The organism is Phyllobacterium sp. SB3 (genome assembly GCF_040009165.1).
Lineage (GTDB): Bacteria > Pseudomonadota > Alphaproteobacteria > Rhizobiales > Rhizobiaceae > Phyllobacterium.
This window is the reverse complement of sequence record NZ_JBDYKI010000003.1, coordinates 733576-758951: the sequence shown is the minus strand read 5'-3', so window position 1 is coordinate 758951 and position 25376 is coordinate 733576. Positions and strand designations below refer to the sequence as shown.

The window sequence follows — 25376 nt, the reverse complement described above, 5'->3', positions numbered from 1 at the left end:
AGCATTATTCCAGTGAAAACATACCCGATAGACTTTGCCATAGCCAAGGGCATCGGCCTAGCTGACCGCTTTTAACGGCTTCGCCAATTCGCCTCGTTCCGACGGATGAAGGTCATCCAGAAGCATATCAAGGAATGCGCGCACTGCGACAGGCAGAGTGCGATCCTCCATGGTCAGTATATGCAATACGCTGTCTGTCATGACCTCATCATCGACAGGAACGGCGACAAACTCCCCGACAATAGTGCGTCCGGGCGTGCGGATGGCGCTCGTAAAGTGGATGCAATCGGCCGCATCGGAAAAGCGGCGCAGTGCGGAGATGCAGTTGGTTGACATGACGGGCTCTACGACAAATCCCTGCATTGCAAAGGATGCGTCGATCAAATGGCGCTGCGTGCGCCCTTTATCCGGCAAGGCGACAGGATATTCCAGCGTTTGCGCCATTGTTACAGTCTCAAGACCGGCGAGCGGCAGATGTTTCGGGATAAGGGCGTGCATCGGGCGACGGATAACCTGCTCGATCTTGACGCCGCGTGGCGGCGCGAGATTGAATGTCGTGCCTATGTCGGCTTCACCATCCTGAATGAGTTGCGCAACCTCGACAGAGTTTCCAACCCAAAGATGGAACGTTACGCGGGGAAAGCGTTTGCGAAACCCGGCTATTGCTTCAGAAAGAATATCGACGGCAAAGCCTTCATAGCTGGCGAGGCGTACAAAACCACGATCAGGCACCTGTAAAGCCTTGATCTCGGCAGTCGCACGTTCGGCATCAAGCATTGTGCGCCGCGCATGGGCAGACAAAACCTCACCTGCCGCACTCGGGACCATGCCGCGAGGTCGCCGCTCGAACAGCTCCACTCCCAATTCCCGCTCCAGTTTGGCAATCTGCCGACTGATGGCGGAGCTTGCGACGTTCAGCCGATAGGAAGCATCGGCAATAGAACCCGACTTCACAACCTCAAGAAAATAACGAAGCGATGTACTTTGCATGACGTTTCCTGCCTTGCCATTTCGGCAACGGTTTATACGAATTAAAGCGATTGTGGCATGTTTGTGACGCTGATATCAACGTCAAAAAGGCCAGTCAGGCCATGCGGAACATTGAAATGGGAGTATCGATGAACGCGTTTTCGAACGAAGCGATTCAATATGCGACGGAAACCCGCCGTCACATTCATGCAAATCCTGAACTGAAATATGAAGAACATGGCACCGCCGATCTGGTGGCAAACCGTTTGCGCGGCTTGGGATATGATGTTGTCACGGGCCTGGCAGAAACGGGTGTTGTCGCAACGCTGGATACCGGACGCCCCGGCCCTACCATCGCATTCCGTGCCGATATGGACGCCCTGCCGATCATCGAGGAAACGGGGTTGCCCTACGCCTCAAAGAATGCCGGGAAGATGCATGCCTGCGGTCATGACGGGCACACGGCCTCGCTGCTTCTGGCGGCCGATGGGCTGACAGGCATGGCGGATCGGCTTTCAGGCCGGATAAAGCTCGTGTTCCAGCCTGCCGAAGAAGGCGGGCTTGGAGCCGCACGAATGATCGAAGTGGGTGCACTAGAAGGTGTCGATGCCATTTACGGCTATCATAATCGTCCGGGCTATCCGCTCGGCCGCGTCTTCGCCAAAACCGGCCCGACCATGGGCGGCAGTTCGCTCTACGAAATATCGATTTCCGGAAAAGGCGGTCATGCCTCGCGGCCCGATCTGGCCGTTGACCCCATTTTCGTCGGAACCGCCGTCGTGCAGGGATTGCAAAGCGTGATCTCCCGTCGCCTCTCGCCGTTGGAATCGGGCGTTGTGACGGTCACGCAATTTCATGGCGGAAACAGTCACAACATCATACCAGTCAGCGCATCGCTGATTATCAATACGCGCGACGGCTCTCCCGCAGCTTATGCAGTGATTGACAAGGAGCTACGGCTGGTTGTGGCGCAGATATGCGAAGCCCACAACGCGACAGCCACGATCAACCAGCTCATGCGCATTCCCGCTGTCGTAAACAATGCGGATGAAACCGAGTTCGTGATTGCAACAGCCATCGAAACGATGGGGGCTGAAAAAGCAGGCAGGATCGATACGCTTCCGACCATGGGCGCTGAAGATTTTGCGTTTTATCTCGAGCGTATACGCGGCTGCTTCTTCTTCGTCGGCAATGGCGAGGACGGTGCCTATCTGCACCACCCACTTTACAACTACCGCGATGAAATACTCCCCGTGGCAGCAGGCATGTTTACGGCCATAGCAGAGCGGCGTCTCACGCGCCGCTGATCCACTCTTTCCATCCCGATTGAAGGATATTCGCCATGCAGCGTTTACTCAGCATTATTGAAAGGGCTGGCAATCGCCTGCCCCATCCATTCATTCTCTTTCTGATCCTCTGCGTTGTCGTCGCTATCGTCTCCTGGCTCATGGCCATGGGCGGCGCCAGCGGTATCAATCCCAAGACCGGCAAGGAAGTCTTTGTACAAAGCCTCATTTCGGGCGAAGGGCTGGTCTTTGCCCTCACCTCAATCGCCAAGAACTACGTCATGTTCCCGCCGCTCGGCGTGATCCTCGTCATTATGCTGGCCATAGGCGTGGCTGATCGCGCCGGTCTCATTGCCAGCCTGATGCAGGTGAGCGTGATGAAAGCACCACGGCAATTGACGACATTCGTGATCTTTCTCGTTGGCATGTGCAGCCATGTTGCCTCTGATGCGGCCTATATTGTGCTGATACCGCTCTCTGCGATGATCTTTCAGGCTGTCGGGCGCAATCCGCTTGTTGGTGCTGTAACGGGCTATGTGGCGGTGGGTGCAGGATATGATGCCAGCCTGCTGATTACGCCGGTGGACGTGATCCTTTCGGGCATTACGACCAGCGCCGCCCATACGATCAATCCGCAGGCCTATGTATCGCCGCTCGACAATTATTACTTCATCGCATGCTCGGCAATTCTGCTGTCTCTGGTGGGTACATTCGTGATCGAACGCATCGTCGAACCGCTGGCCGGTAAATACGATGGCGACGTCATGCTCAATCTTGAAGCAATCGGCGCAACTGAAATGCGCGGACTGAAACTTGCAGGTTGGGCAGCACTGGCATTCGTCGTTGCAGTTCTTGCCATTACCCTTCCATCGGGTTCGCCACTGCGTAATGAAACAGGCGGGCTCGTACCGTCGCCGCTGCTTGAAGGCATTGTTGCGCTATTGGCTGTGTTCTTCCTGCTGGTCGGCTGGATTTACGGTAAAGCCGTTGGCAAAATTAAAAACGCCCGTGATGCGGTTAACCTGATGACGGAAGCGCTGAAAGAACTCGCGCCGACCCTGGTGCTGTTCTTTGCGATTTCACAGTTTCTTGCGTGGTTCAAGTGGACCAATCTTGGCGAATGGATCGCCATCAGCGGTTCGCATGTGCTCGACGCCAGCGGCTTTGCAGGTACGCCACTTGTGCTTGCCTTCATCATGCTGGCGACAGTCATGAGCATTTTCATCACTTCCGGTTCAGCCCAATGGTCGCTGATGGCACCGATTTTTGTGCCGATGATGATGCTTGTCGGGCTGGAGCCAGCGCTGGTGCAGGCAGCTTTCAGGATATCAGACTCTGCTACCAACGTCATTTCGCCGATGAGCCCATACTTTGCGGTCTGCCTTGCGTTCCTGCAGCGCTACCAGAAAGATGCAGGGATCGGAACGCTGGCGGCAATGACGCTGCCGATATCCATAGGTTTCCTCGTTGCCTGGACCGCCTTCCTCGTCTTCTGGATCGAAGTCGGACTGCCTCTGGCACCGGGTGTTGGTCTGTTCATAAAATAAGCCGACTGGAGAGCGGGCAGCAGCAGCTATTCGCTCTCCAGCATTTCCTTGACGGCGGTTGCCAGTTGCTTCAGCGAGAACGGTTTAGGCAGGAAGCCGAACTTGGCATCTTCCGGCAGGTTCTTGGCAAAAGCGTCTTCCGCATAGCCCGAAACGAAGATGAACTTGATATCCCCATAGTCCTTGCGCAGCTCGCGCAGCAATGTCGGACCATCCATCTCCGGCATGACAACATCAGACACCACAATGTCAACCTTGCCATCCAGCTCTTTCATCACTTCGAGAGCCTCGACACCACTGGACGCTTCATGCACCGTATAACCGCGTGACTGGAGCGCACGCAGGCCACCCATGCGCACTGCATCTTCGTCCTCAACCAGAAGCACGGTTGCCGTACCGGAAAGATCGGTCGCTTTCTCCTGCTTCTTTTCTTTCTTCGGCGCTTCGATCTGAACGACTTCGCCCTCGGCATTCAGTACCTGCGGCTCGACGCCTTCAACAAAGCGCGGCAACAGGATGCGGAATGTGGAACCTTTGCCAAGCTCGGATTCCGCATGGATGGAGCCACCCGTCTGCTTGATAATGCCGTAAACCATGGAGAGGCCGAGGCCGGTGCCTTTGCCCACTTCCTTTGTCGTGAAGAATGGCTCGAAAATCTTCGCGATGGTTTCCGCCGTCATGCCCGTGCCGCTATCGGCAACCTCAACCACCACATAATCACCGGGTACGACATCGCGGTAATTGAGGCGTGCAGCTTCTGCCTCGCCCATATTGCGGGTGCGGATGATCAGATCGCCGCCTTCCGGCATGGCATCGCGCGCATTGACGGTGAGATTGACGACGACCTGCTCGAACTGGCCAAGGTCGGCCTTCACCTGCCACAGATCGCGGCCATGCTCTATCTTGAGGTTGACCTGCGTTCCCGCAAGCCGGGTAAGGAGCATACGCACATCGGCGATGACATCGGTAAGGTTCAGAACCTCGGGGCGCAGCGTTTGGCGGCGCGAGAAGGCCAGAAGCTGCCGCACCAGCGAGGCAGCGCGGTTGGCGTTCTGCTTGATGTTCATGATATCGGCAAAAGACGGGTCCGATGCACGATGGTTGGTCAAAAGCAGGTCAGACGACATGATGATCGCCGTGAGCACATTGTTGAAATCATGCGCTATGCCGCCAGCAAGCTGACCGACCGCCTGCATTTTCTGGCTTTGCGCCATTGTGGCTTCAAGCGCCTTCTGCTCGGTGGTTTCCACCACAGAGACAATCGCCGCCTCCTCAGAGCCGTCCTCTGCACCGGCATCGAAGACAGGGCTGATATAGAACCGCAAATGCCGCTCTTCATTGCCGGGGATGACCGTATCCACCGGCGAAATCTCAGCTTTTCCGGCAAATGCCGAAGCCAAGGCACGATCAAACGCCTCACGATCACGCTCGTGTACAACGGTTTCGAGCGGGATACGCCGGTCGATGTCATCACGGTCAACCACCGGTGCGAACAGACCCAGGAAGCGCGCATTGGTGCGCAGAATCTTGCCGGTTGAATCGACAGCGGCGATAGCCATCGACGCGGAATTGAAGAAACGCGTGAAACGGACTTCGGCGGCGCGCAAGGCGGCTGAAGTGTCTTCGCCCTCGGCCCGATCAAGGACTATTGTTCTTGTCGGCCCCCGCTTGCCATCGCGCTGCGCCTGAACGCGGTGATAAAAGCGCACGGCAAGGCTTTGACCATTCGCCTTCGCCAGATCGAGATCGATAACCGTATTGCGGCTTGTTCCCGCTTCCGTCTTCACCGCATTGATAAGCGCCATGCCATTGCCTGCGACTATCTCGCGGACAGTCATGGAGCCGGGCGTAAACCGCGTGAGGTCAATACCGAGCCATTCCGCCAGCGTCGCATTGATGTAAATGATACGGCCATCGGGATCAGCCGAAAAGAAACCGGCTGGCGCATGGTCGAGGTGATCGATTGCTTCCTGGATATCCTGAAAATAACGCTCCTGCTCGGCACGCTCGGCGGAAATATCCGAAATCTGCCACGCATAGACAGGAACGGTCTGCTCGGGGATACCCGCAACAGGCCGCGCCTTGACGCGATACCACGTGGGCACAGGCTCGCGGGACGGATCGAGCGGGCGCGAAAGCCGCAGCTCTTCCTGACCCGAGATCCCATCGCGAAGACCATTGGCAAGGCGGTAAATCGGGTCAGACGCAGCAGCTTCCCCGGAAAGAATGTGCTCGATGGGGCGAACATCATTCGAGCTTGTAACGCCGGTCATCTCCGCATAGGCGCGGTTTGCGTAAACGATGCGGCCTTTCTGGTCACAGACAACCGTACCTTCCGGATAGGTATCGACAAACGCACGCGTAAGCTCATCGCTTGTACCGCGAGGCGTGAACTGGATGACATTGATGGCAGAACCGAACAGATAGAAAACACCGGTCATGGCGAGAACGCCGAGAAGGCCAAGCAGGAATTGCTGGCCCAACTGATCGCGGTAGATGAAATACAGCACCGAAATGCCAACGAGCACGATGCCAAGCAGAATGAGGCGCAAGCCTGCCCTGTTCGATTTTGTGTTCGCGATGATCGGTTCCGGATAAAGATCGCTGTTCGTTTCTTGAGACATACGTCCGCTATTTGTTTCTTGAGACATACGTCTACTGTTTGTTTCTTGAGACATACGTCTCAGGCCCCTTGTTCATCGTCAAACCGGCTGCAACTCTTAAGCAGCGCCGCTTGCGTCGTCACTTCTCGAATCGGTTGGATCATATCTTTGACCGGCGTTAAACCCTATCCTTTATCGGATAAGCTTTATTCCACGGCTTATAGGCTAAATATGTTTAGGAATCATCAGGGTTGCGACTGCGAAGCCCACTCGCTAATGGAGTGAATTTGACATTTGCTTCCCGATCAGTCGAATGCTTTGATACAAATGTCAAATTCGTAAACTCCATTAGAAATATATGCTTACTAGTGGTCCTATTATTCTAACATTCGCTACGAGCGTGATCGAAATGGATACGAATGTTAGAATAAGACCACTAGTGTCCCCCGAGAATATACTGCGAAGCCCTTGTCGGGGAACAAGTTTTCGGGCTTGGTGGATGTTATAGAGGAGAGTTCGTCATGAATGCATGGCTTGCCACAGTCGTTGGCGATACCGCCGCCCCTATCGTGGGCTTCATCCTGCTGTTTGCCCTGGTCATCATTTTGCTGCTGCTCGTCTTTGCCGTATTGCGGCGGGTCACGGGCGGAACATTTGTGGCCGGTGGTCGAAACAGGCAGGTTCGGCTCTCTGTTACCGATGCTGCTGCTGTAGACAACCGCCGACGCCTGGTATTGGTGAGACGTGATGATGTCGAGCATCTCATCATGATTGGTGGCCCCAGCGATGTCGTTATCGAGCAGAATATCCGGCAGTTTGCCAAGCAACCGTCCCGCATCGAACCAGCCGCCAACGGCATCTCCGAGCCGGACGTGAAAAACGAGCGTAAGCCGGTGGAACCACCACGGGCCGAGCCGGTTTCACCAGCACCACAGGCAACAGCGCCAGTGGCACGCCCCGCTGCGCCTGTACAGCCAGCGCCGCAAGTGCCGCTGCGCACGCCAACGCCTCAGCCAGTTCCCCCTCGGGATGTGCCGCAGGCTCCACGCCAGCAGACAGCGCCAACACCATTGCCGCCAATCCCGCCCATGGCGCCCATTCCACCAATTACAGCAACCCCGGAACCGGCACGTACGCCGCACCCTTATGTGGCGCCCGTTATCACGGCAGCCGCAATAGCAGCAAACGAAGCCCCAACCATCACCGCCCCCGTGCGTGACTCCAGCAATAGCTGGGAGCGGACGGCTTCGCCATCTTTCGGCAGCGAGACACGGGCAGAGCCAGTGATAGAAGCACCGGAACCCGAAATCGTGGCTCCAGAGCCGGCCAGGCAGTTTTCAGGCGAACAAAGGGCCAGCACGGCGGCGGCATTCCCGTTTGCAGCACGCAATGAGCCTATCTATCGCGAGCCAACGCTCGACAATATCGAGCCGGAGGAAACTTCAGAGCCGGAAATAACGTTGAGCGATGCCGACTTTTCCGATGCTTTCGATCCGGAACTGACGAGCGAACTCAACATCACGCCCGGCGGAGAGGTCGACAGAGACGAGCAGCCCAAAAAGGCCGATGACATTGAAGATGAAATGGAACGCCTGCTGGGCGACCTTTCCCGGCCGGACCGCTAGAGCGTACGGTTCGATTGCATAAGAGCACCTGCGTGGTTCGACAAGCTCACCATGAGGAAACTTGTTTGGCTGCAATGATGCGGTAGGCGCATGCGATAGTAACAAACTCCCTCATGGTGAGCTTGTTGAGCCACGCACAATATATCTTATAAAAAAAGCCCGGTTTCCCGGGCTTTTAATTTGAAGATTTAAGCTCAATCGTCGCGATAAACTTTCTCGCGTCGTTCGTGACGTTCCTGAGCTTCAATAGACAATGTTGCAATCGGGCGGGCGTCAAGCCGCTTCAAGCTGATAGGATCGCCTGTTTCTTCGCAGAAACCATATGTACCATCATCGATGCGCTGCAAAGCAGCATCAATCTTTGAAATCAGCTTGCGCTGACGATCACGAGCACGAAGCTCGATGGAGCGGTCTGTTTCTGAAGAAGCACGATCGGCGATGTCCGGCAGGTTTGCATTTTCCTGCTGCAAGATTTCGAGCGTTTCGCGGGCTTCCCGCAAAATGTCGTTCTTCCAGTCGATCAGTTTTTCACGAAAGTAGGATTTCTGCCGATCACTCATGAAAGGCTCGTCATCCGTGGGCTTATAGTCAAGATCGATAAGTTTATTCATCATTGAATCACCCTGCACCTTTGAGACGCGAGGAGGCCTATATAGGTCGTGTCACATGGCGGCACAACTACAAAAAGACATAGCAAATCAATAAAGAAGACGGCCAAAATCGCTTAAAATAATGGCATTCCGGGCAGATAATTGGAATTTTGACTAGCCTGTTAGCGGAAAATGCGGCCCAAAATTGGCATTTTCAGCCGTTCTGGCTCTACTTGCGGTTGCGTTTTGCCTTGCAAAATTGCGGCCTGCACAGAATATTCGCAGACCGGTTTTGCACACTTATTTGATAAATGACGCATTTGCCGCATGGTCCAGAATGGCAAATTTGCTTCGAAAGGTGAAGCATGGCACCTTTCCAGACCTCTTTCAGAACGGAGATAAGTAAATGAGTCTCGTATTTCTTCTCCGTCATGCCAAAGCAATCTGGCCAACACCCAGCCAGAAAGATTTCGACCGTACACTCGACAAGGACGGTACGGAGGCCGCCAAAATCCTTGGTCTGGAGTTGAAACGGGGGAAACTTAAACCTGACGTCGTTCTATGCTCGACTGCAATCCGGGCGCGCCAGACACTTGAGTATGTGGCGTTGGAGCCGCCTTTCATCCTTCAGGAACTCGAAAAACTCTATTCCGGCGGTCCCGATACCTATCTGATGGCCATTCGGATGGCAGGTCTGGAGCATGAAGGCAGCCAATCGGTCATGCTGGTCGGGCACAATCCCATGATGGAAGAGGTTGCAATGGCGCTATCCGGGCGCGGTGATCCGCCCATACATCCAACATTCGTCTCCGGATTTCCCACGGCAGGGCTGGCGGTGATAGAGTTTGACGAGCCATTGGCGGAAATCCGACCCGGAAGAGGTACGCTGCGGGAGTTCTTTTCGCCATCATCGCATTTATGATGTTGGAACCACGCACGGCAGTTCTGCCAAACAACTTCACCTTGAGTTTGACACATGCAGCACCCAAATGGGTGCAAGCAGAATGCCGCGAATAGGATTGTCGATTGGCTACATTGACCACAGGACTGACAAGCTGGGCTGATGAGGCGAGGATTGCACTCGATACGCTGACCGAGCGAACAGTGTCGCTGGCTTCTCCCTCCGTCCGCATCGGCGTCACTGGCCTATCTCGTGCAGGTAAGACGGTTTTCATCACGTCATTCGTTCATAACCTCATCCACGGCGGACGCTTGCCGTTGTTTGAAGCGCAAAAGTCGGGCCGCATCGCCAAAGCCTATCTGGAACAGCAGCCGGACGATGCAGTTCCAAGATTTCAATATGAAGATCATTTGAAAGCGCTGATCGAAGATCGCATTTGGCCGGATTCTACCCGGGCGATTTCCGAATTGCGCCTGACCATCGAATATGAATCTGCGTGGGCCTGGGGCCGCATGTTTTCCGGTGGCAGGCTTTCGGTCGATATAGTCGATTATCCGGGCGAATGGTTGCTCGATCTGCCTTTGCTCGGCAAAAGCTACAATGAGTTTTCGCGCGATTCCTTTGAGCTTGCTCAATTGGAAAGCCGTCACGACCTGGCAAAGGATTGGCTCAGGGCTTCGCTGGATGTGGACGCGACAGCGAGCGCTGACGAGATGACCGCTCAAAGGCTTGCAAAAAGCTTCACCGCTTACCTGAAAGCGGGAAAGGCCGATGAACGCGCGCTGTCAACGCTACCGCCGGGCCGCTTTCTCATGCCGGGCGATCTCGAAGGCTCCCCGGCACTGACGTTTGCGCCGCTACCGGGCCTCGGAGACGAAAAACACAAGCCCGGCTCGCTCGGCGCCATGATGGAAAGGCGTTATGAGGCTTACAAGACGCATGTGGTAAAGCCTTTCTTCCGCGAGCACATTGCACGGCTGGACCGGCAAATCGTGCTGGTCGATGCCATGCAGGCAATGAATGCCGGTCCCTCAGCGGTGGCTGATCTTGAGCGCGCCCTCACTGAAATCCTTTCATGTTTCCGTCCCGGTAGCACAAACTTTTTGACCGGCCTCGTGCAAAGGCGCATCAGCCGCATTCTCGTTGCCGCAACCAAGGCAGATCATCTGCACCATGAGAGCCATGACCGGCTGCAAGCGATTGTGCGCCGTCTTGTTGACCGCGCCATCAGCCGCGCAGATTTTACCAGCGCCAGCGTCGAAGTATTGGCAATGGCTGCGGTTCGTACGACGCGCGAGGCAACCGTGACCCAAGGCAAGAATATCTTGCCTGTCATCGTTGGCACACCGCTCAAAGGCGAGACAATCGACGGCGAGAAATTCGACGGCAAAACTGAAACGGCCATATTTCCCGGTGACTTACCGGAGAAACCGGATTCAATATTTGAAGGACCGGAATCGGTTTCTGAAGACCCGGCAATACGCTTTGTCCGCTTTCGTCCACCCAAGCTTGAAAAAACAGCAGAAGGTTTTACGCTTTCCCTGCCGCATATCAGGCTCGACCGGGCAATACAGTTCCTCATTGGAGATCGCCTCGCATGAGTGAAAAACGCAAGCCAGCCTCGTTCCGCGTGGACCAGCCGGAAGCGGCAGAACCTGCATTGGCAGAGGCTGTACACACGCCAGCACGCAAGCCAACGGCGATAAAGGACATTGCAGTCTTAACGCCCGCAGCGATTGATGTGTTCGATCTCGATCCTGAAGCGGCCAATGAGCTTGATGCACTCACACCGCCTCCGGCCTTGGCAAATAAAAAGCGCTTCTCATTTGCTTCGGTCTTTACCGCCGCACTTGGAATACTCATATCGCTGGCGCTTGGGCTTTGGGCAGACAATCTTATCCGGACACTTTTCGAGCGCGCGCTCTGGCTTGGCTGGGTGGCGCTTGGGGTGACAATCCTCGGCGCCTTGGCACTGATCGCCATTGTTATTCGCGAAACGCTGGCTCTGCGACGGCTTTCCTCGGTGCAGCACCTGCGTGATGAAGCAGCCAAGGCAGCAGCGGAAAATGATCCTGTTCAAGCAAAGGCCGCAGTTGCAAAGCTGGTAAGCATAGCCGAAACGCTTCCGGCAACTGCAAAGGGACGCGCCCTGCTGCACGATCTGCGTGACGATGTGATTGATGGCCGCGATCTTATACGCCTCACGGAAACCGAATTGCTGCGCCCGCTCGACCGGCAGGCGCGCGAAATGATCCTCGCCGCCTCCAAGCGGGTATCGATCGTCACGGCGGTCAGCCCGCGCGCGCTTGTCGATATCGGCTACGTCATTTTCGAATCAGCCCGGCTTATCCGCCGCCTGTCGGAACTCTATGGTGGCAGACCGGGAACGCTCGGCTTTTTGAAGCTTACACGCAATGTTATTGCCCATCTGGCAGTGACAGGCACTGTTGCCATGGGGGACAGCATCATTCAGCAGCTGGTAGGTCATGGTCTTGCTGCACGGCTGTCCGCACGGTTGGGCGAAGGCGTCATCAATGGCCTGATGACCGCTCGCATTGGTATTTCGGCGATGGATCTGGTACGGCCCTTCCCGTTCAATGCCGAAAAGCGCCCGGGAATAGCCGACTTCATCGGCGATCTGGCAAGGATTGGCGGCACGAAAAACCAATGATTGACATTTTCTCCTTACAATGTAAGGAATGACTTTGAAGGAAATGATCATGATCACGAGCAAAATAACCAGCAAAGCCCAAACGACTATCCCGCAACCGGTTCGCGCCGCACTACATTTGGCCGAAGGTGATCACCTCGAATACAGAATAGAAGGTGGATCAGTTATTCTTTTCAAACACGAAGCCGAAAAGCCGGTTGATAATCCCTTCGCAACGTTTGAAGAATGGAACTCCGAGGCTGACCGGAGAGCCTATGGAAAGCTTTAGAGCCGGTCAGGTTGTAAGAGTCCCATTTCCTTATACCGACAAAGATACGAGACAACACAGACCCGCCCTGATTATTTCGCGTGGTGGCATTGGGCAAACAGGCGCACTTCTATGGGTCTTGATGATAACAAGCGCCGAAAACAAAAAATGGCCGGGTGATATTGTTGTTGAAGACTTGCCCGCCACCGGCCTGCCGATTGTTTCTTTGGTCCGAACGTCGAAAATAGCGACGATTGAAACAGGTGATGCAGAAGTAATCGGGCAGATATCCGATCCGCTTCTGGCCTTAGTGACCGGCGAGGTTATCAAAAATCTTACCAGCTCAACGTCTTGAGCACTGCTTTTCATTGCTTTAAACGACTACTGGCAACCATCCGTTAACCATTCCAACCCATGATTGGTTCGAAGCAGACATTCCAATGATTAGAGTTTGAGTCCGTGTTGATGAAAACAAGCGCAGCAGTCGCCGCCCTGTCCCTGTTCGCCTGCGCGCTATTCGCGTTGCCGGCGCAAGCCAAGGATAAAGACGCGGAATTTTTCCAGAATGTTGAAGGCCAGTGGGTTGGCCCCGGCGAAATCGTCGCGGGTAAATACAAGGGCACGAAGTTTACCTGCACGCTTGATGGGTCAACTCCAGCTAATGCAACTGGCATGACGCTGGACGGAAGCTGCCGCGTCGGTATCTTCAATCAACCGATGAAGGCAACGATCACCCGCAGCGGCAACACTTACAAGGGCACCTTCCTTGATGGCTCTGCCGGCAAGGGGCTGGATATCACCGGCGGCAATGTTTCGGGCAACCGTGTTGTTCTTGCTATCAACCGCAGGCAGCTAAGCGGTGCCATGCAGGCGAAATTCAACAATGACAACAGCATGAATGTGACAATTTCGGTTCATCTGGAAGACCAGCTGATCCCTGTCGTCGGCATGTCATTGAAGCGCGTCGATACAACAGCCGTCGGCAGCGTTGCGAAGAACTGAGTGCAACTAACCCAGTGCGTGGTTCGACAGGCTCACCATGAGGAAGACGGGTTGACTGCAAAAGCGATCTTCTCTCCGCTCTGATTTTGCAGTTCGTCAACTTCCTCATCCTGAGCTTGTCGAAGGACGCAATATATTGTTGCAATGAGCTATTGAGCCCTCCACCAGCCCGCGTCATCGCGGGCTTTTGTCATTCCGGTACTGTCAGCGAGCTTCGCCCAGCGCGATACGCTTTTACCCTCAATGACGAGTTCCGGCGCAATATCCGCCAATGGTATCAGCACAAAGGCGCGCTCTGTTATGCGCGGGTGAGGCAGGATCAGTGTCGGACTATCCAGTCGATCAACGCCCTCATAGACCAGTACATCGATATCGATGATACGCGGTCCCCAACGCTCCAGCCGTTCGCGTTTCATTTCCAATTCAATATCGAGGCAAGCCGCAAGCAGGGCTTCTGGCTCAAGTATCGTCGTAACTTCTGCGCAGGCATTGAAAAATGAAGGCTGATCCACCTTGCCCCATGGCGGCGTATTGTAAACGGAGGAGACGGCAACGACCGATGTGTCGCTCCGACTATCCAGCGCGTGCAATGCCTGCCCCATCGCCGCCACCGGATCGCCGAGATTTCCGCCGAGCCCCAGCCAAGCTTTTCTGGTCATTGACGATTACCACGCGCAGACAACATAGCGTCGGCGAGCGCCAGTGTGCGGCGGCTCATGGAAACGTCGTGAACACGGAAAACATCAGCGCCTGCAAGGCGGAGCATTGCTGACGTTGCAGCGGTTACAACGTCGCGTTCCTCTGCCTCCCCGCCAGAAACAGCACCAAGGAAGCGTTTGCGTGATGTGCCTGCAAGGAAAGGATAGCCGAAGGCGGACAGTTCAGAAAAACGATCCATCAAAGCAATATTCTCGTCCGTATCCTTGGCAAAGCCAAAGCCCGGATCAAGCACGATCTGATTATCGGAAACGCCCGCAAGCCTTGCTATTTCCAGCGAGCGGTTGAGAAATGCAAACTGATCGACGATCACATCCGGGTCGCGCTCGCGTTCGCGACCGGTGTGCATGATGACGAGCCCCGCGCCGGTATTTGCTGCAAGATCGGCAATTGCCGGTTCGCGCTGCACACCCCAAACATCATTGACGATGTGCGCGCCTGCCTCAATGGCAAGCCGGGCTGTCTCCTCGCGGTAAGTATCGACGGATATGATGATATCCCCCTGCTTCGCGAGGGCCGCAATGACCGGCAATACGCGCGATTGCTCGACGGAAGGTTCGACGCGCTCGGCGCCCGGCCTCGTGGATTCGCCACCCACATCAATGATCGAAGCACCTTCTTCAATCATCTTGCGCGCACCCTTTAACGCCTGATCCAACGAATAATGGACACCGCCATCGGAAAATGAATCGGGTGTCACATTAAGGACGCCCATAATCACAGAGCGCGGCCCCAGGGTCAAAGTCCTGCCATGTGCCAATTGCCATTCCCGATGCATTCATGCGCTCCCGTCGATTGTCTGCTGTTCCGTTTTTTAACAGAATGTCCGGAACGTCAATTCATCAGCAACGTTTTTGACGATACTGTTTCGATGATGCACACTGGCCGATGAAAAAGGAAAAGCTGAATGCATATTTTGGCCAGATTAGCCGCCAGCACGATTTCGATAGCTATCGCTTCAATGATCACTGTACCAGCTGCCAATGCGACAACCGTATTGCGGAAATACCAGTATTTTACATTGAGTGCGCACAACGCGGCAGAGCTGGATAAAGAGCTGAGCCGCCGGGGTCCAATGCTGGCTAAGACCGGTGCGAGGCACCCCGGCATGACGCGGATGCGCTTCGACAGCAAGGTCAAGTTCGGCTCCAACGGCAAAAGCTGTCAGGTGGTGAATGCAGATATTGTTGTGCGCGCCACAGTGTATCTTCCCCGCTGGAAACAGCGCCGCACGGCAAAGCGTGACCTTGCAATGGTCTGGGACACATTGTCGGCCGATATCAAACGTCATGAGGAAAGCCACATTGTCATCGCCCGCACAGCTGCCGGTGACATGGAACGCCAGATCAAAGCACTGCCATGGCGCAGCGATTGCGTGAAAATGAAAGCGGATATCGACGCGCTGACAGCAAAACTGCTCAAGAAGCACGATGCGGATCAGGTGCGCTTTGATCGGATTGAGACTGTAAATTTCGATGCGCGCTTCGAGAGGTTATTGACTTATCGCATGGTCAGGGAACTGGCCAAACCTTGAGCTGCTGCAGTTGTTTGTGCGTGGTTCGCCCTTCGACAAGCTCAGGATTGCTCACCATGAGGTAGATGGTGGGCTGCAATCCCGTGATTTTCTGAGGACGTAGCCTCAAAATGCAATCAAACCACCTTCCTCATGGTGAGCAATCCTGATCTTATCGAAGGGCGAACCACGCACAAGATAATTTGCCGCCAATTAACTCAGTTCACGCCCAGCTTTTTCTGAAGGCTGGTTGAGGAGGTTGTGTACTGGAACACGACGCGTTCACCCGGATTGACAATGCGTTTTGCCGCTTGCGTCATCAGGGCAGCCTCGTGGAAGCCGGAAAGGATGAGCTTGAGCTTGCCCGGATACCAGTTGATGTCGCCAATGGCGAAAATGCCGGGTTCCGATGTTTCGAACGTTTCGACATTCACCGGAATGAGATTTTCGTGCAGGTTCAGGCCCCAATCGGCAATCGGACCGAGCTTCATGGTCAGGCCGAAGAACGGCAGGAGGCGCGTAACGGGAATTTCGATTTCGCCCTCAGCGGCCTTGATAACCGCATGGGTCAGTTCGCCGCCTTCGCCCTTCAGGCCGGAAACCTGCCCGAGTTCAAAACGAACGCTGCCGCTCTCGACCAGCTCGAACATTTTCTTGACGCTGTCGGGTGCAGCGCGGAATTCCGCACGGCGATGCACCACGGTCAGGCTGCGCGCTATTGGTTGCAGGTTGAGCGCCCAATCGAGGGCACTATCGCCGCCGCCGACAATCAGCACGTCCTGATCGCGGAACTCTTCCATGCGGCGCACGGAATAAAACACGCTCTTGCCTTCATAGGCTTCGATACCCGGAACCGGCGGACGCTTTGGCTGGAATGATCCGCCACCGGCAGCAATCACCACAACCTTTGCTTCGAAAACTTCCGCATCATCGGTCTCGACGCGGAATGTACCGTCTTCGAGACGTTCGAGCTTGGTCACCATGCGGTTGAAATGGAATTGCGGCGAGAATGGCTTGATCTGCTCCATCAGCTTTTCGGTCAATTCGTTGCCGCTGATGATGGGCCAGGCCGGAATATCGTAGATCGGCTTTTCCGGATAGAGTTCGGCGCACTGACCACCCGGGCGGTCAAGAATATCGATGAGATGGCATTTCAGATCATAAAGGCCAAGTTCAAACACTGCGAACAGGCCAACCGGGCCTGCGCCAATGATGACAACATCGGTTTTGATAGTCTCGCTCATCGCAAATTCCTCATGCCGGACGGTCTGCATGCCGTGCAGATAGAAAAAGGGGTAATGGCTGGCGTGTTCAGGACACACGGGCTGCCATGCGCGTAACGATTGCTTACCGCAAGGTCAAGACAATGCAGCACTTCAAGCGATGAAAAGCGCTTCTATGGTTTGTTTCTAATAGGTGGATGAGAAAATATCAGGGATACGCGATGACTTTACAATGATTGCTTTTCTGTACTGCGTGGTTCGACAAGCTCACCATGAGGAAAGTGTGTTGTTTGCAGAAACACTCACCAAGCTAGCAGAATGAGACTCCCTGCAATCAAACCCCTCCTCATCCTGAGCTTGTCGAAGGGCGCACGACACTACTGCAAAGTTAAGACTGGCGCTCCGGAACGTGAACCACAAGGCCGTCGAGTTCATCGGAAACACGGATCTGGCAGGACAAACGCGAATTTGGGCGCACGTCATAGGCGAAGTCGAGCATGTCTTCTTCCATGGCTTCCGGTTCGCCGGCAGTCGTCGTCCACTCTTCATCCACATAGACATGGCAGGTGGCACAGGCACAGGCGCCACCGCATTCGGCGTCAATCCCAGGCACAGCAAAGCGAATGGCGCTTTCCATAACGGTCGAGCCATTTTCGGCTTCCGCATCAATGCGTTCGCCGCCATGTGTGACAAAGGTGATTTTTGCCATGAATAAAGCCCCAGTGATCAAGTTAACGCTGACATAGGGCTTTAAAGGCGTAAGTCAATTGTACGCCCTGACGCAGCCTGTACTTCAGCGGGTGATCGCTGCGATATAATCCCGTGCATCATCAATCGCCGGACGCAGATCCCTGACCTTCTTCGTATCGCTGGGCGACTGTTCGACTGCTTCTGCAAGTTCGGCAACGCGAAATGCGCCGATTGCGTTGGCCGATCCCTTGAGAGAACGGGCAAGACGGACGCGATCATCCGGATTTGCGTGGATAAGTCTGTCCACGATGCCGCAGGTTTGCCGGGAAAACAGATTGAGGATTTCAGTTTCGAGCGCACGATTGCCGAATGTTTCACGCGTAAGATGTACAAGATCAATCGGACGCTTACGTGCTGGCTTCGATCGCTCGCCACCTGGCGAAGCAAATGCCATCGATGCCTGTTGGGCCATTGGTATTCTCCTGAACGCTTTTTACATTTGAACAAACAAGGCTAAGCTGATGAGCCTGATTCAAGGTTAAAACGAGGCAGGAACCCTGCTTAAATGCTGCCTTATGGTGAACGCCCGGTAAATTTTTGCCTACAATTGAAATTTCCTGAGAGGCCCAAAAATTAACCTTGTGTTTAAACTTTTAAGCATTTCCCGAATCCATTGTTTCTTTCCAAACCATGTGCCAGTACATTAGAGTAGCGGCGTAAAGAGTATGGCGCGGTTAGCCCCACATGTGGCGACCGCCCAATATTGTGAGGAAAACATGGCCACAGCCCCGAAAAGCAAGGCTTTCAAAGCCGAAGACGAGCTCGGTGAAGCCCTTGAAAAGGCTCTAGAAATCGATTTCGACGAGTCGACGCTCGGGATGGATATGGATCTGTCTCCAATTGATGACGATCTGTTGTCCCTGAACGATCTTGAAGCGCAGATTTCGCAGGCAGCCCAAGAGCTTGCTGCTGAAAAATTCGAGACACCCGCTGCGGCCGAACCCGTAAAATTGCCCGAACCGGAGGTAACCGAACCTCCCGTTGCTGCTATTCCATTGCCCGCACCCAAGCCGCAAATCAAGGCAGCCAACCCGATTCCAGCGGCACCGCCCGCCCCGCCGAAGGCTCCGGCCGTACCATCGCAGCCGTCTTTCCGCCCGGCGAATGACGATCTGCTGCAAACATCCAAGACAGCGCACTCCACAAGTTCTGTTGCGCAGCCAAAATCCTATGGTCTGATCACAAGCATCGTCAGCGTTCTTTGGGCTGGCGGCGTACTTGCGCTCGGCAATGCTCTCTACGGCCCATCGCTCTGGTCGATCCGCTCATTCTCCGATTTTGCCGCCGCGCCCTATGCAATTGGCCTTGCCGTCGCGATTGTCGTCCCGATCATGCTCTTCTGGGCATTTGCGATCATGATCCGCCGCGGTCAGGAAATGCAATATGCAGCGCGCTCCATGGCAGAAGCCGCAATGCGTCTTTCCGAGCCTGAAATGCTGTCTTCGGATCGCGTTGCCTCGCTTGGTCAGGCTGTACGCCGCGAAGTTGCCGCTATGAGCGAAGGCGTTGAACGTACGCTTGCCCGCGCTGTTGAACTGGAAACTTTGGTTCAAACCGAAGTAAATCAGCTTGAGCGTGTTTACACGGACAATGAATACCGTATCCGCACCCTCGTTGACCGCCTTGGCGGTGAGCGTGAATCGGTAATCGGCCATGCCGAACGCGTACGCGCATCGATTTCGAGCGCGCATGAACAGTTGAAAGACGAGTTGTCACTGGCTGGCGAGTCGCTGCGCGAGAATATCTCCAGCGCATCGACAAATCTGAGCATGTCCATCAACCAGTCCGGCGAGTCGCTCATTGAACGGCTTACCCAGAGCGGTCAGGTTATCTCCGAGCAGATCGTTTCCCGCTCGGACGACATCTCAAACAAGATCAGCACTTCCGGCGAAGCCTTTGCAAATCTTCTGGAAATGCGCATTGCAGCTTTGTCGGAACAGACAGATTCTGTAACGATGAAACTGGCCGATACGCTTGACAGCCGCACCAACAGCATGTTGTCGCTGCTGGGCAATGCCACGCAAACATTGGTAGGCGAATTCGACACGCGTCTGGCTGGCCTTGACACGACAATCAATGAACGGGGCCGTTCGCTGCTGGCAGAGTTTGAAACCCGTGCCCAGTCGCTGGATACGAGCACCGAACGTCTTAATTCAGCTCTTGAGGCCCGCGCACGCCAGATCAATGAACAATTGATCGAACGCACACGCGATATCGCCAAGACCTTTACGGATGGCCGCGCTTCTATCGATGGTATTGTCGATGAAACAAAGGCGAAGATCGGCAACGATCTTTCCAGCCTTTCCGATCAGGTGGGCAGCCTGCTTTCAACCAATGCTGCTGCCCTCTCCGACCGTCTTGTCGAAAGCCGCGAGGCTCTTGCCGCCAAACTTGCCGAAGAACGCGAAGCACTGGCTGCCACACTGGTTCAGGAAACCGACCGTGCTGCCATCGTTATCCGCGATCAGGCCGGACAGATCGGTGATCATACATCGAACCTCAAGACAATTCTGGAAAGCAGCACGGCTGCAATCGGTCAGATCATTGAAGGCCATGGCTCCACGCTGGAAGAACGTGCCGCCAGCCTGCGGTCTTCGCTTGAAGACAATGATTTCCGTATTGGCGCAACGCTGGACCAGCATGCCAAGGCTATTGAAGGCCGCACAGCCGGTATTCATACGCTGCTTGAGGATAATGATGCCCGTATCGGCGCCACGCTTGAACAGCATGCCAGGGCTATTGAAGACCGCACAGCTGGCATGCATGCTGCCTTTGCAGATACAGACACACGTATCCGCGACACATTGGACGAGCATGCTCGCAACATCGATCTGCGTAGTGCAAACATTGAAACAGCAATCAACGCAACTGATACACGCATCGGCCAGACGCTTGACGCTCATGCCAAGATCATTGACGAGCGCACTATCGGAATGCGTGCAGCATTCGTTGAAACGCATGCCAAGATTGCGCAAACACTGGATCACCACAACAAGGGTCTGGACGAACGCAATCAGGAAATCCAGCTGGCCCTTTCCGGCAGCGATGCCAAGCTTGGCGAAACACTTGCCGCGCATACGCAGGCCATTGATGCACGCAATGCCGAAATTCAGGCCACCCTGCTCAATAGCGGCACGCGCATCGACGGTACATTGAGCGGCTTTATCGACAGTGTTGATGACCGCACAGGCCGTATTGAACAGGCTTTGACCAGCAGCGACTCCCGTATCAGCGATGTTCTGGCTTCTCATGCCAGTGCAATCGAAGAGCGTACTGCCGGCATCGGTCAGGCACTGGTCGATAGTGACTCGCGCATCAGCAATATCCTGTCCTCGCACGCAAGTTCGATTGACGATCGCACGGCGGGAATTGAGCAGGCGCTGAGCAATAGTGACCAGCGTATCGGCCAGACTTTGGCCTCGCACGCTTCCTCGCTGGATGAGCGCACAGCCGGTATCCAGGCAGCGCTTGAAAACACCCATGCCCGCATTGGTGAAACGCTTGCACAGCATGCCAGCGATATCGAGGAGCGCACCGCAGGTATCCGCTCTGTTCTCGACAGCAGCAATATGCAGATCGGCGATACGCTGGCTTCGCATATCGGAACGCTTGATGACCGCGCAGCCGCTATCCGCACGGCACTGGCAGACAGCGACACCCGCGTCGGCGAAACGCTCAACGATCATGCAAGTATTCTCGATCAGCGCATTGCAGCCATTCGCGCAGCTATGGACCAGGGCAATGCTGCTCTCGGCCAGACACTGGACGACAAGGCTGGCGCTATCGGCGACCGCACCGTTGCCTTGCAGGCAGTTCTGCAGGACAGCGCGGATGTGCTTGCCAAGGCTTTCGAAAACCACGGCGGCACAATCGACGAGCGCACATCAACCATGCAGAACGCATTGGCCATCGGTGTCGATAATGTCCGCAAGTCGCTCGAACAGAGCGCTTCGGTTGTTGCCCGCACATTGCGCGACAAGATCACCGAAGCTGCCTCCACCCTTACGGGTGAAGCACAGAAGGCAGGTGAGGCTCTCGACGGTCACGGTGAGGCATTCAGCCTGCGCATGAACGAAAGCCTTGCGGAAACTGAAAAGCGTCTTGGCCAGCGTGCGACGGAAGCCGCAGCGAACCTCGAAGCATTGGAAGCCCGCTTCTCCGCAGCGACCGATACAACAGCATCGAAGCTTGCAGAAAGCACCCGCGAACTGAACGAGGTTCTCTCGGCCCGCTCGCAGGAGATCATCAGCATTCTCGACAATACGGCTCAGCCGCTGGTCGAGAGCCTTGCCGATAATGGCCGCACGCTCGCCTCGCAGCTGGTGGAAGCAACGACATCCGCTACCGAACGCCTGCGCGTTGAAAATGCGGCTCTGATCAATGCAATCGCCAGCCGCACAGCGGAAACGATCACTGCGGTTCAGGCAGCCAAGGCCGGTCTGACCGACGACGTGAGCAACCTTATCGACCGCCTCTCCTCTTCCAACGCGAAGCTTGGTGAGCTGATCGACATGGCGACCAAGAACCTTGGTGACATTGATGGACGTTTGCTCGACACGACAACTGCCTTTGCTGAAAACGCAACAAAGGCTGCTGAATCGTTTGAGACATCAACCCGTCTGATCGACGGCAATCTCGGCAAGCTGTCGCAACTGTCGAACAGCACGCTGACCGATATTGCTTCCATCGCCCAGCGCTTTGATGAGCATGGCAACATGCTGAGCAAGGCTTCCGATCTGATCAACGCATCGCAGACCAACCTCGCCTCGACATTCGATGAGCGTCAGGAGGCTTTGCAGGCACTGGCATCAGGCCTTATCGCCAAGTCGGAAACTATCGAAAAGACCATGCGTTCGTTTGAATCACTTGTCTCTTCGGCATTCGACCGCGCCGAGGGCCGGGCAAACCAGACAACGGAGCAGATTCGCAATTCGATCTCCGAAGTGGTCGAACAGGCATCACAGAAGTTCGCCAACGCGACTGACGAAATTCGCCGCTCATCCGCAGCGATCCGTACGGAACTCGAACAGACCCGTTCCGAGTTGCAGCGCGGCGTGATGGATATGCCGGAAGAAGCCAAGCAGTCGACGGCCCAGATGCGCAAGGCTGTTTCCGAACAGATCAACGCGCTGAAGGAACTGTCGGAAATCGTTCAGAAATCCGGGCGCCTTACCGACGTTGGTGAAGCTCGGGCACAGCGTGCAGCACCGGCTCGCGCCAGTGCAGCAGTTGCCGCACAGCCGCAGCGTACCGAAGCGGTTGCTCCGGCACCACGGCCTGCTGCCCCGGCACCTCAGGCTCCGGCAATGCGCGGGACACTCGATACACGCGGCAATGCTGAACAGGCCCGTCCTGCAGGTAATGGCTGGGTTTCCGATCTTCTTCGCCGCGCTTCGACCGATGAGGCCGAAGCAGCTCCCAAGGCACCGGCAGGCCGCTCGCCCGGCCAGGTTGTTGAATCGCTCAACTCCCTGTCGATCGACATTACCCGTGCTATCGATCACGAAGCTTCCGTTGAACTCTGGCAGCGTTATCGTGCCGGTGAGCGCAATGTATTCACCCGCCGCCTCTACACGCTGAAGGGCCAGCAAACCTTTGACGAGATCAAGCGCAAATATTCGTCGGACAGTGAGTTCAAGCGTGCTGTCGACCGTTACATGGACGATTTCGAGCGCTTGCTTGAGGACGTGACACGCAACGACCGCGACAACACAACGACGCAAGCCTATCTGACTTCAGACACAGGCAAGGTCTACACCATGCTTGCCCACGCAAGTAATCGCCTGCGCTAAGAGCGAATTGAAATGACAAAAAACGCGGCCTTGGTGCCGCGTTTTTTATGTTGTTTCAGATGCCCAGTTGCTTGATGCCGTGAGTGAACATTGCGTTCAACGTAATTTGCATCCGGTTCATTGCGTGGTTCGCCCTTCGACAAGCTCAGGAGGGCTCACCATGAGGAAGGTTGTTGTTTGCAAGGAGTTATTTCCAGCAAGGTTGGCGACAAATATGCAATTGTCTACCTTCCTCATGGTGAGCCCTCCTGAGCTTGTCGAAGGGCGAACCACGCATGAGCTATCTGCCAATTATCTCTCCTCATTGTGGGAAATAGGAGATGGGCTGTGCGAACCTCAAGCCTCTTCCAACTCCGGCACTTTTCCGAACATATCCCGATACGCTGTTGGTGTCGTAGCCAGTTGCTGGCGGAAGTGATGACGCAGGGTAGCTGCTGTGCCAAAACCCGTATTCGCGGCTATCACCTCGACAGAGAGCGAGGAGTTTTCCAGAAGATCCCGTGCCCGACCCAATCGCTCTGATAAGAGCCATTTGGCCGGCGTCATGCCTGTTGCAGACTCGAAGCGGCGCAGGAATGTGCGTGGGCTCATACCGGCAGCCTTGGCGAGGCTGGCGATGGAAAACTCGTTCTGGATGTTGTTGCGCATCAATTCCAGCAGCGGAGAAAGCCGCGCACCCTCATGCGCCGCAGGCACCGCCTGCTCGACGAATTGCGCTTGTCCGCCATCGCGATGCGGAGCAACCACGAGCCGCCGCGCCACCTTGTTGGCAGCATCCGTGCCGAAATCACGACGGATCAAATGCAGGCAAAGATCGATGCCTGCGGCGCTCCCTGCAGAGGTCAGGATACTGCCCTCATCCACGTAAAGCACATTCGGCTCGAACTCGATATCGGGATAGCGTTCAGTCAACAGATCGGCATAGCGCCAATGGGTTGTCGCACGGCGACCCGACAACAGACCAGCAGCAGCAAGTACAAATACACCGGAGCAGATCGACAAAATGCGCGCACCATTGGCATGGGCTTTTTGCAGTGCCTGCACCAGAGACTCAGGCACGGAATGCTCGACGCCGCGCCATCCGGGCATGATGATCGTGCCTGCCTGCTCGAAAAGGTCGAGGCCACCATCGGCTAGAATACGCACTCCGCCAGTCGCCCGCAGTTCGCCCATCTCAATGCTGGCCACTGCAAACTTGTACCAGTCGTCACCCATTTCAGGTCTTGGCAAGCCGAACATCTCGACAACAACGCCAAATTCGAACGTGCAAAGGCCGTCATAGGCGACCGCTACGACAAGCGGATTATTTAGGCGGGGCGTATTTGATACCTTTGACATGATCTTGACGATATATGGCATTCTTGCCAACTACCAGTGAATTATCGTTTGTTCTAATTCTTGCTCACCAACAAAAGGAGAGCGCAAATGAGCTACGTAACCGAAATTGCACCGGCATCACCCGATATCGTCATTGAGCATTTTTCGAAGCGATTGTCCCTCGAGACTGATTGTGCCGATGTCGCACAGGCACTACAGGATGGGCCGGATTTCGTGCTGCTGCATGTGGTGGGCACCAGCGCGGCCTATGAACGCCGCCATATTCCGGGTGCTATCCATCTGAACCATCGGGAAATTTCAGCCGAGCGCATGGCAGAGTGGCCGCAGGACACTATTTTTGTTGTCTATTGCGCCGGGCCTCACTGTAATGGCGCAGATCAGGCAGCACTGAAGCTCGCGCGGCTTGGCAGGCCGGTTAAAATCATGATCGGCGGAATAACCGGCTGGGCAGATGAAGAATTGCCATTTGCAACCGGACCAGAAGCTGGCGATTTCCAGCAGGCGGCTTGAGGTGATTGGTAGTTGGCACCTGAGTTGTGCGTGGTTCGACGGGGCTCACCATGAGGAAGGTTGGTGGATGGCACTTTCGCCCTCCACCGTTG

Annotated in this window: 21 protein-coding genes; 12 read left to right on the top strand and 9 right to left on the bottom strand. The window is 55.3% G+C overall.

Going from position 1 to position 25376, the window contains the following annotated elements:
* Positions 1–57: 57 nt before the first annotated feature.
* Positions 58–990, bottom strand: a complete 933-nt coding sequence (locus tag ABKW30_RS14820) for a LysR family transcriptional regulator (RefSeq protein WP_348599674.1) — start codon at positions 988–990, stop codon at positions 58–60.
* Positions 991–1118: 128 nt separating this feature from the next.
* Between ABKW30_RS14820 and ABKW30_RS14815 the strand changes: the two genes are divergently transcribed.
* Positions 1119–2276, top strand: a complete 1158-nt coding sequence (locus ABKW30_RS14815) for an amidohydrolase (protein ID WP_348599673.1) — start codon at positions 1119–1121, stop codon at positions 2274–2276.
* Positions 2277–2311: 35 nt separating this feature from the next.
* Positions 2312–3802 carry an AbgT family transporter gene (locus tag ABKW30_RS14810; RefSeq protein ID WP_348599672.1) on the top strand — a complete coding sequence of 497 codons (1491 nt, stop codon included), beginning with the start codon at positions 2312–2314 and terminating at the stop codon, positions 3800–3802.
* Positions 3803–3828: 26 nt separating this feature from the next.
* Here the strand turns inward: ABKW30_RS14810 and ABKW30_RS14805 are convergent, their stop codons facing one another.
* On the bottom strand, positions 3829–6426 hold the full coding sequence (locus tag ABKW30_RS14805) for a response regulator (protein ID WP_348599671.1): 2598 nt from the start codon (positions 6424–6426) through the stop codon (positions 3829–3831).
* Positions 6427–6926: 500 nt separating this feature from the next.
* Here ABKW30_RS14805 and ABKW30_RS14800 point away from each other — a divergent pair, with 500 nt between their 5' ends.
* The gene (locus ABKW30_RS14800; protein ID WP_348599670.1) at positions 6927–8030 is read left to right on the top strand and encodes a hypothetical protein; all 1104 of its coding nucleotides are present in this window, start codon (positions 6927–6929) and stop codon (positions 8028–8030) included.
* Between the two features lie 194 nt (positions 8031–8224).
* Here the strand turns inward: ABKW30_RS14800 and dksA are convergent, their stop codons facing one another.
* Positions 8225–8641: an RNA polymerase-binding protein DksA gene (gene dksA / locus ABKW30_RS14795; protein ID WP_040854267.1), complete on the bottom strand. Its 417-nt coding sequence runs from the start codon at positions 8639–8641 to the stop codon at positions 8225–8227.
* Between the two features lie 385 nt (positions 8642–9026).
* On the opposite strand from dksA, the gene ABKW30_RS14790 reads away from it, so the two are divergent.
* From ABKW30_RS14790 to ABKW30_RS14765, 6 genes are all read left to right on the top strand, one after another.
* Positions 9027–9542, top strand: coding sequence for a histidine phosphatase family protein (locus ABKW30_RS14790; protein WP_348599669.1), 516 nt, complete (start codon positions 9027–9029; stop codon positions 9540–9542).
* Between the two features lie 113 nt (positions 9543–9655).
* Positions 9656–11122: a YcjX family protein gene (locus tag ABKW30_RS14785; RefSeq protein ID WP_348599817.1), complete on the top strand. Its 1467-nt coding sequence runs from the start codon at positions 9656–9658 to the stop codon at positions 11120–11122.
* Positions 11119–12192: a TIGR01620 family protein gene (locus ABKW30_RS14780; RefSeq protein ID WP_348599668.1), complete on the top strand. Its 1074-nt coding sequence runs from the start codon at positions 11119–11121 to the stop codon at positions 12190–12192. The genes ABKW30_RS14785 and ABKW30_RS14780 overlap by 4 nt, the downstream gene beginning before the upstream one ends.
* 49 nt (positions 12193–12241) lie before the next feature.
* Entirely contained in the window at positions 12242–12460 is a 219-nt protein-coding gene (locus ABKW30_RS14775) for a type II toxin-antitoxin system PrlF family antitoxin (protein ID WP_348599667.1), read from the top strand.
* Positions 12447–12794, top strand: coding sequence for a type II toxin-antitoxin system PemK/MazF family toxin (locus ABKW30_RS14770; protein ID WP_348599666.1), 348 nt, complete (start codon positions 12447–12449; stop codon positions 12792–12794). The genes ABKW30_RS14775 and ABKW30_RS14770 overlap by 14 nt, the downstream gene beginning before the upstream one ends.
* 110 nt (positions 12795–12904) lie before the next feature.
* Complete coding sequence (locus ABKW30_RS14765) at positions 12905–13441, top strand: hypothetical protein (protein WP_348599665.1); 537 nt, start codon at positions 12905–12907, stop codon at positions 13439–13441.
* 149 nt (positions 13442–13590) lie between these two features.
* Here ABKW30_RS14765 and folK read toward each other — a convergent pair whose 3' ends face one another.
* Together folK and folP are read right to left on the bottom strand one after the other, a co-directional pair.
* Positions 13591–14100, bottom strand: a complete 510-nt coding sequence (folK, locus tag ABKW30_RS14760) for a 2-amino-4-hydroxy-6-hydroxymethyldihydropteridine diphosphokinase (RefSeq protein WP_348599664.1) — start codon at positions 14098–14100, stop codon at positions 13591–13593.
* Positions 14097–14936, bottom strand: coding sequence for a dihydropteroate synthase (folP, locus tag ABKW30_RS14755; protein WP_348599663.1), 840 nt, complete (start codon positions 14934–14936; stop codon positions 14097–14099). The genes folK and folP overlap by 4 nt, the downstream gene beginning before the upstream one ends.
* 129 nt (positions 14937–15065) lie before the next feature.
* Here folP and ABKW30_RS14750 point away from each other — a divergent pair, with 129 nt between their 5' ends.
* Positions 15066–15692, top strand: a complete 627-nt coding sequence (locus ABKW30_RS14750) for a DUF922 domain-containing protein (protein WP_348599662.1) — start codon at positions 15066–15068, stop codon at positions 15690–15692.
* 197 nt (positions 15693–15889) lie between these two features.
* Here the strand turns inward: ABKW30_RS14750 and ABKW30_RS14745 are convergent, their stop codons facing one another.
* The 3 genes from ABKW30_RS14745 to ABKW30_RS14735 form a co-directional block, all read right to left on the bottom strand.
* Positions 15890–16915 (bottom strand): NAD(P)/FAD-dependent oxidoreductase, encoded by a 1026-nt coding sequence (locus tag ABKW30_RS14745; RefSeq protein ID WP_348599661.1) that lies wholly within the window; start codon positions 16913–16915, stop codon positions 15890–15892.
* A gap of 367 nt (positions 16916–17282) precedes the next feature.
* The gene (locus ABKW30_RS14740) at positions 17283–17603 is read right to left on the bottom strand and encodes a 2Fe-2S iron-sulfur cluster-binding protein (protein ID WP_348599660.1); all 321 of its coding nucleotides are present in this window, start codon (positions 17601–17603) and stop codon (positions 17283–17285) included.
* 84 nt (positions 17604–17687) lie between these two features.
* Positions 17688–18056, bottom strand: a complete 369-nt coding sequence (locus tag ABKW30_RS14735) for a histidine kinase (protein WP_348599659.1) — start codon at positions 18054–18056, stop codon at positions 17688–17690.
* 304 nt (positions 18057–18360) lie between these two features.
* Between ABKW30_RS14735 and ABKW30_RS14730 the strand changes: the two genes are divergently transcribed.
* Positions 18361–23436: a kinesin gene (locus tag ABKW30_RS14730; protein WP_348599658.1), complete on the top strand. Its 5076-nt coding sequence runs from the start codon at positions 18361–18363 to the stop codon at positions 23434–23436.
* 336 nt (positions 23437–23772) lie between these two features.
* Here ABKW30_RS14730 and ftrA read toward each other — a convergent pair whose 3' ends face one another.
* Positions 23773–24795 carry a transcriptional regulator FtrA gene (gene ftrA, locus ABKW30_RS14725; RefSeq protein ID WP_348599657.1) on the bottom strand — a complete coding sequence of 341 codons (1023 nt, stop codon included), beginning with the start codon at positions 24793–24795 and terminating at the stop codon, positions 23773–23775.
* Between the two features lie 66 nt (positions 24796–24861).
* On the opposite strand from ftrA, the gene ABKW30_RS14720 reads away from it, so the two are divergent.
* Positions 24862–25284: a rhodanese-like domain-containing protein gene (locus ABKW30_RS14720; RefSeq protein ID WP_348599656.1), complete on the top strand. Its 423-nt coding sequence runs from the start codon at positions 24862–24864 to the stop codon at positions 25282–25284.
* Positions 25285–25376: the final 92 nt, after the last annotated feature.

What these genes read in the sequence shown, in the direction of transcription:
- dksA (WP_040854267.1), bottom strand. Translation starts at nt 8,641, where the DNA reads ATGAATAAACTTATCGATCTTGACTATAAGCCCACGGATGACGAGCCT.
- ABKW30_RS14810 (WP_348599672.1), top strand. Translation starts at nt 2,312, where the DNA reads ATGCAGCGTTTACTCAGCATTATTGAAAGGGCTGGCAATCGCCTGCCC.
- ABKW30_RS14770 (WP_348599666.1), top strand. Translation starts at nt 12,447, where the DNA reads ATGGAAAGCTTTAGAGCCGGTCAGGTTGTAAGAGTCCCATTTCCTTAT.
- ABKW30_RS14780 (WP_348599668.1), top strand. Translation starts at nt 11,119, where the DNA reads ATGAGTGAAAAACGCAAGCCAGCCTCGTTCCGCGTGGACCAGCCGGAA.
- ABKW30_RS14805 (WP_348599671.1), bottom strand. Translation starts at nt 6,426, where the DNA reads ATGTCTCAAGAAACGAACAGCGATCTTTATCCGGAACCGATCATCGCG.
- ABKW30_RS14740 (WP_348599660.1), bottom strand. Translation starts at nt 17,603, where the DNA reads ATGGCAAAAATCACCTTTGTCACACATGGCGGCGAACGCATTGATGCG.
- ABKW30_RS14790 (WP_348599669.1), top strand. Translation starts at nt 9,027, where the DNA reads ATGAGTCTCGTATTTCTTCTCCGTCATGCCAAAGCAATCTGGCCAACA.
- ABKW30_RS14820 (WP_348599674.1), bottom strand. Translation starts at nt 990, where the DNA reads ATGCAAAGTACATCGCTTCGTTATTTTCTTGAGGTTGTGAAGTCGGGT.
- ABKW30_RS14730 (WP_348599658.1), top strand. Translation starts at nt 18,361, where the DNA reads ATGGCCACAGCCCCGAAAAGCAAGGCTTTCAAAGCCGAAGACGAGCTC.
- ABKW30_RS14720 (WP_348599656.1), top strand. Translation starts at nt 24,862, where the DNA reads ATGAGCTACGTAACCGAAATTGCACCGGCATCACCCGATATCGTCATT.
- ABKW30_RS14815 (WP_348599673.1), top strand. Translation starts at nt 1,119, where the DNA reads ATGAACGCGTTTTCGAACGAAGCGATTCAATATGCGACGGAAACCCGC.
- ABKW30_RS14765 (WP_348599665.1), top strand. Translation starts at nt 12,905, where the DNA reads ATGAAAACAAGCGCAGCAGTCGCCGCCCTGTCCCTGTTCGCCTGCGCG.
- ftrA (WP_348599657.1), bottom strand. Translation starts at nt 24,795, where the DNA reads ATGCCATATATCGTCAAGATCATGTCAAAGGTATCAAATACGCCCCGC.
- ABKW30_RS14745 (WP_348599661.1), bottom strand. Translation starts at nt 16,915, where the DNA reads ATGAGCGAGACTATCAAAACCGATGTTGTCATCATTGGCGCAGGCCCG.
- ABKW30_RS14775 (WP_348599667.1), top strand. Translation starts at nt 12,242, where the DNA reads ATGATCACGAGCAAAATAACCAGCAAAGCCCAAACGACTATCCCGCAA.
- ABKW30_RS14800 (WP_348599670.1), top strand. Translation starts at nt 6,927, where the DNA reads ATGAATGCATGGCTTGCCACAGTCGTTGGCGATACCGCCGCCCCTATC.
- ABKW30_RS14735 (WP_348599659.1), bottom strand. Translation starts at nt 18,056, where the DNA reads ATGGCCCAACAGGCATCGATGGCATTTGCTTCGCCAGGTGGCGAGCGA.
- folP (WP_348599663.1), bottom strand. Translation starts at nt 14,936, where the DNA reads ATGCATCGGGAATGGCAATTGGCACATGGCAGGACTTTGACCCTGGGG.
- folK (WP_348599664.1), bottom strand. Translation starts at nt 14,100, where the DNA reads ATGACCAGAAAAGCTTGGCTGGGGCTCGGCGGAAATCTCGGCGATCCG.
- ABKW30_RS14750 (WP_348599662.1), top strand. Translation starts at nt 15,066, where the DNA reads ATGCATATTTTGGCCAGATTAGCCGCCAGCACGATTTCGATAGCTATC.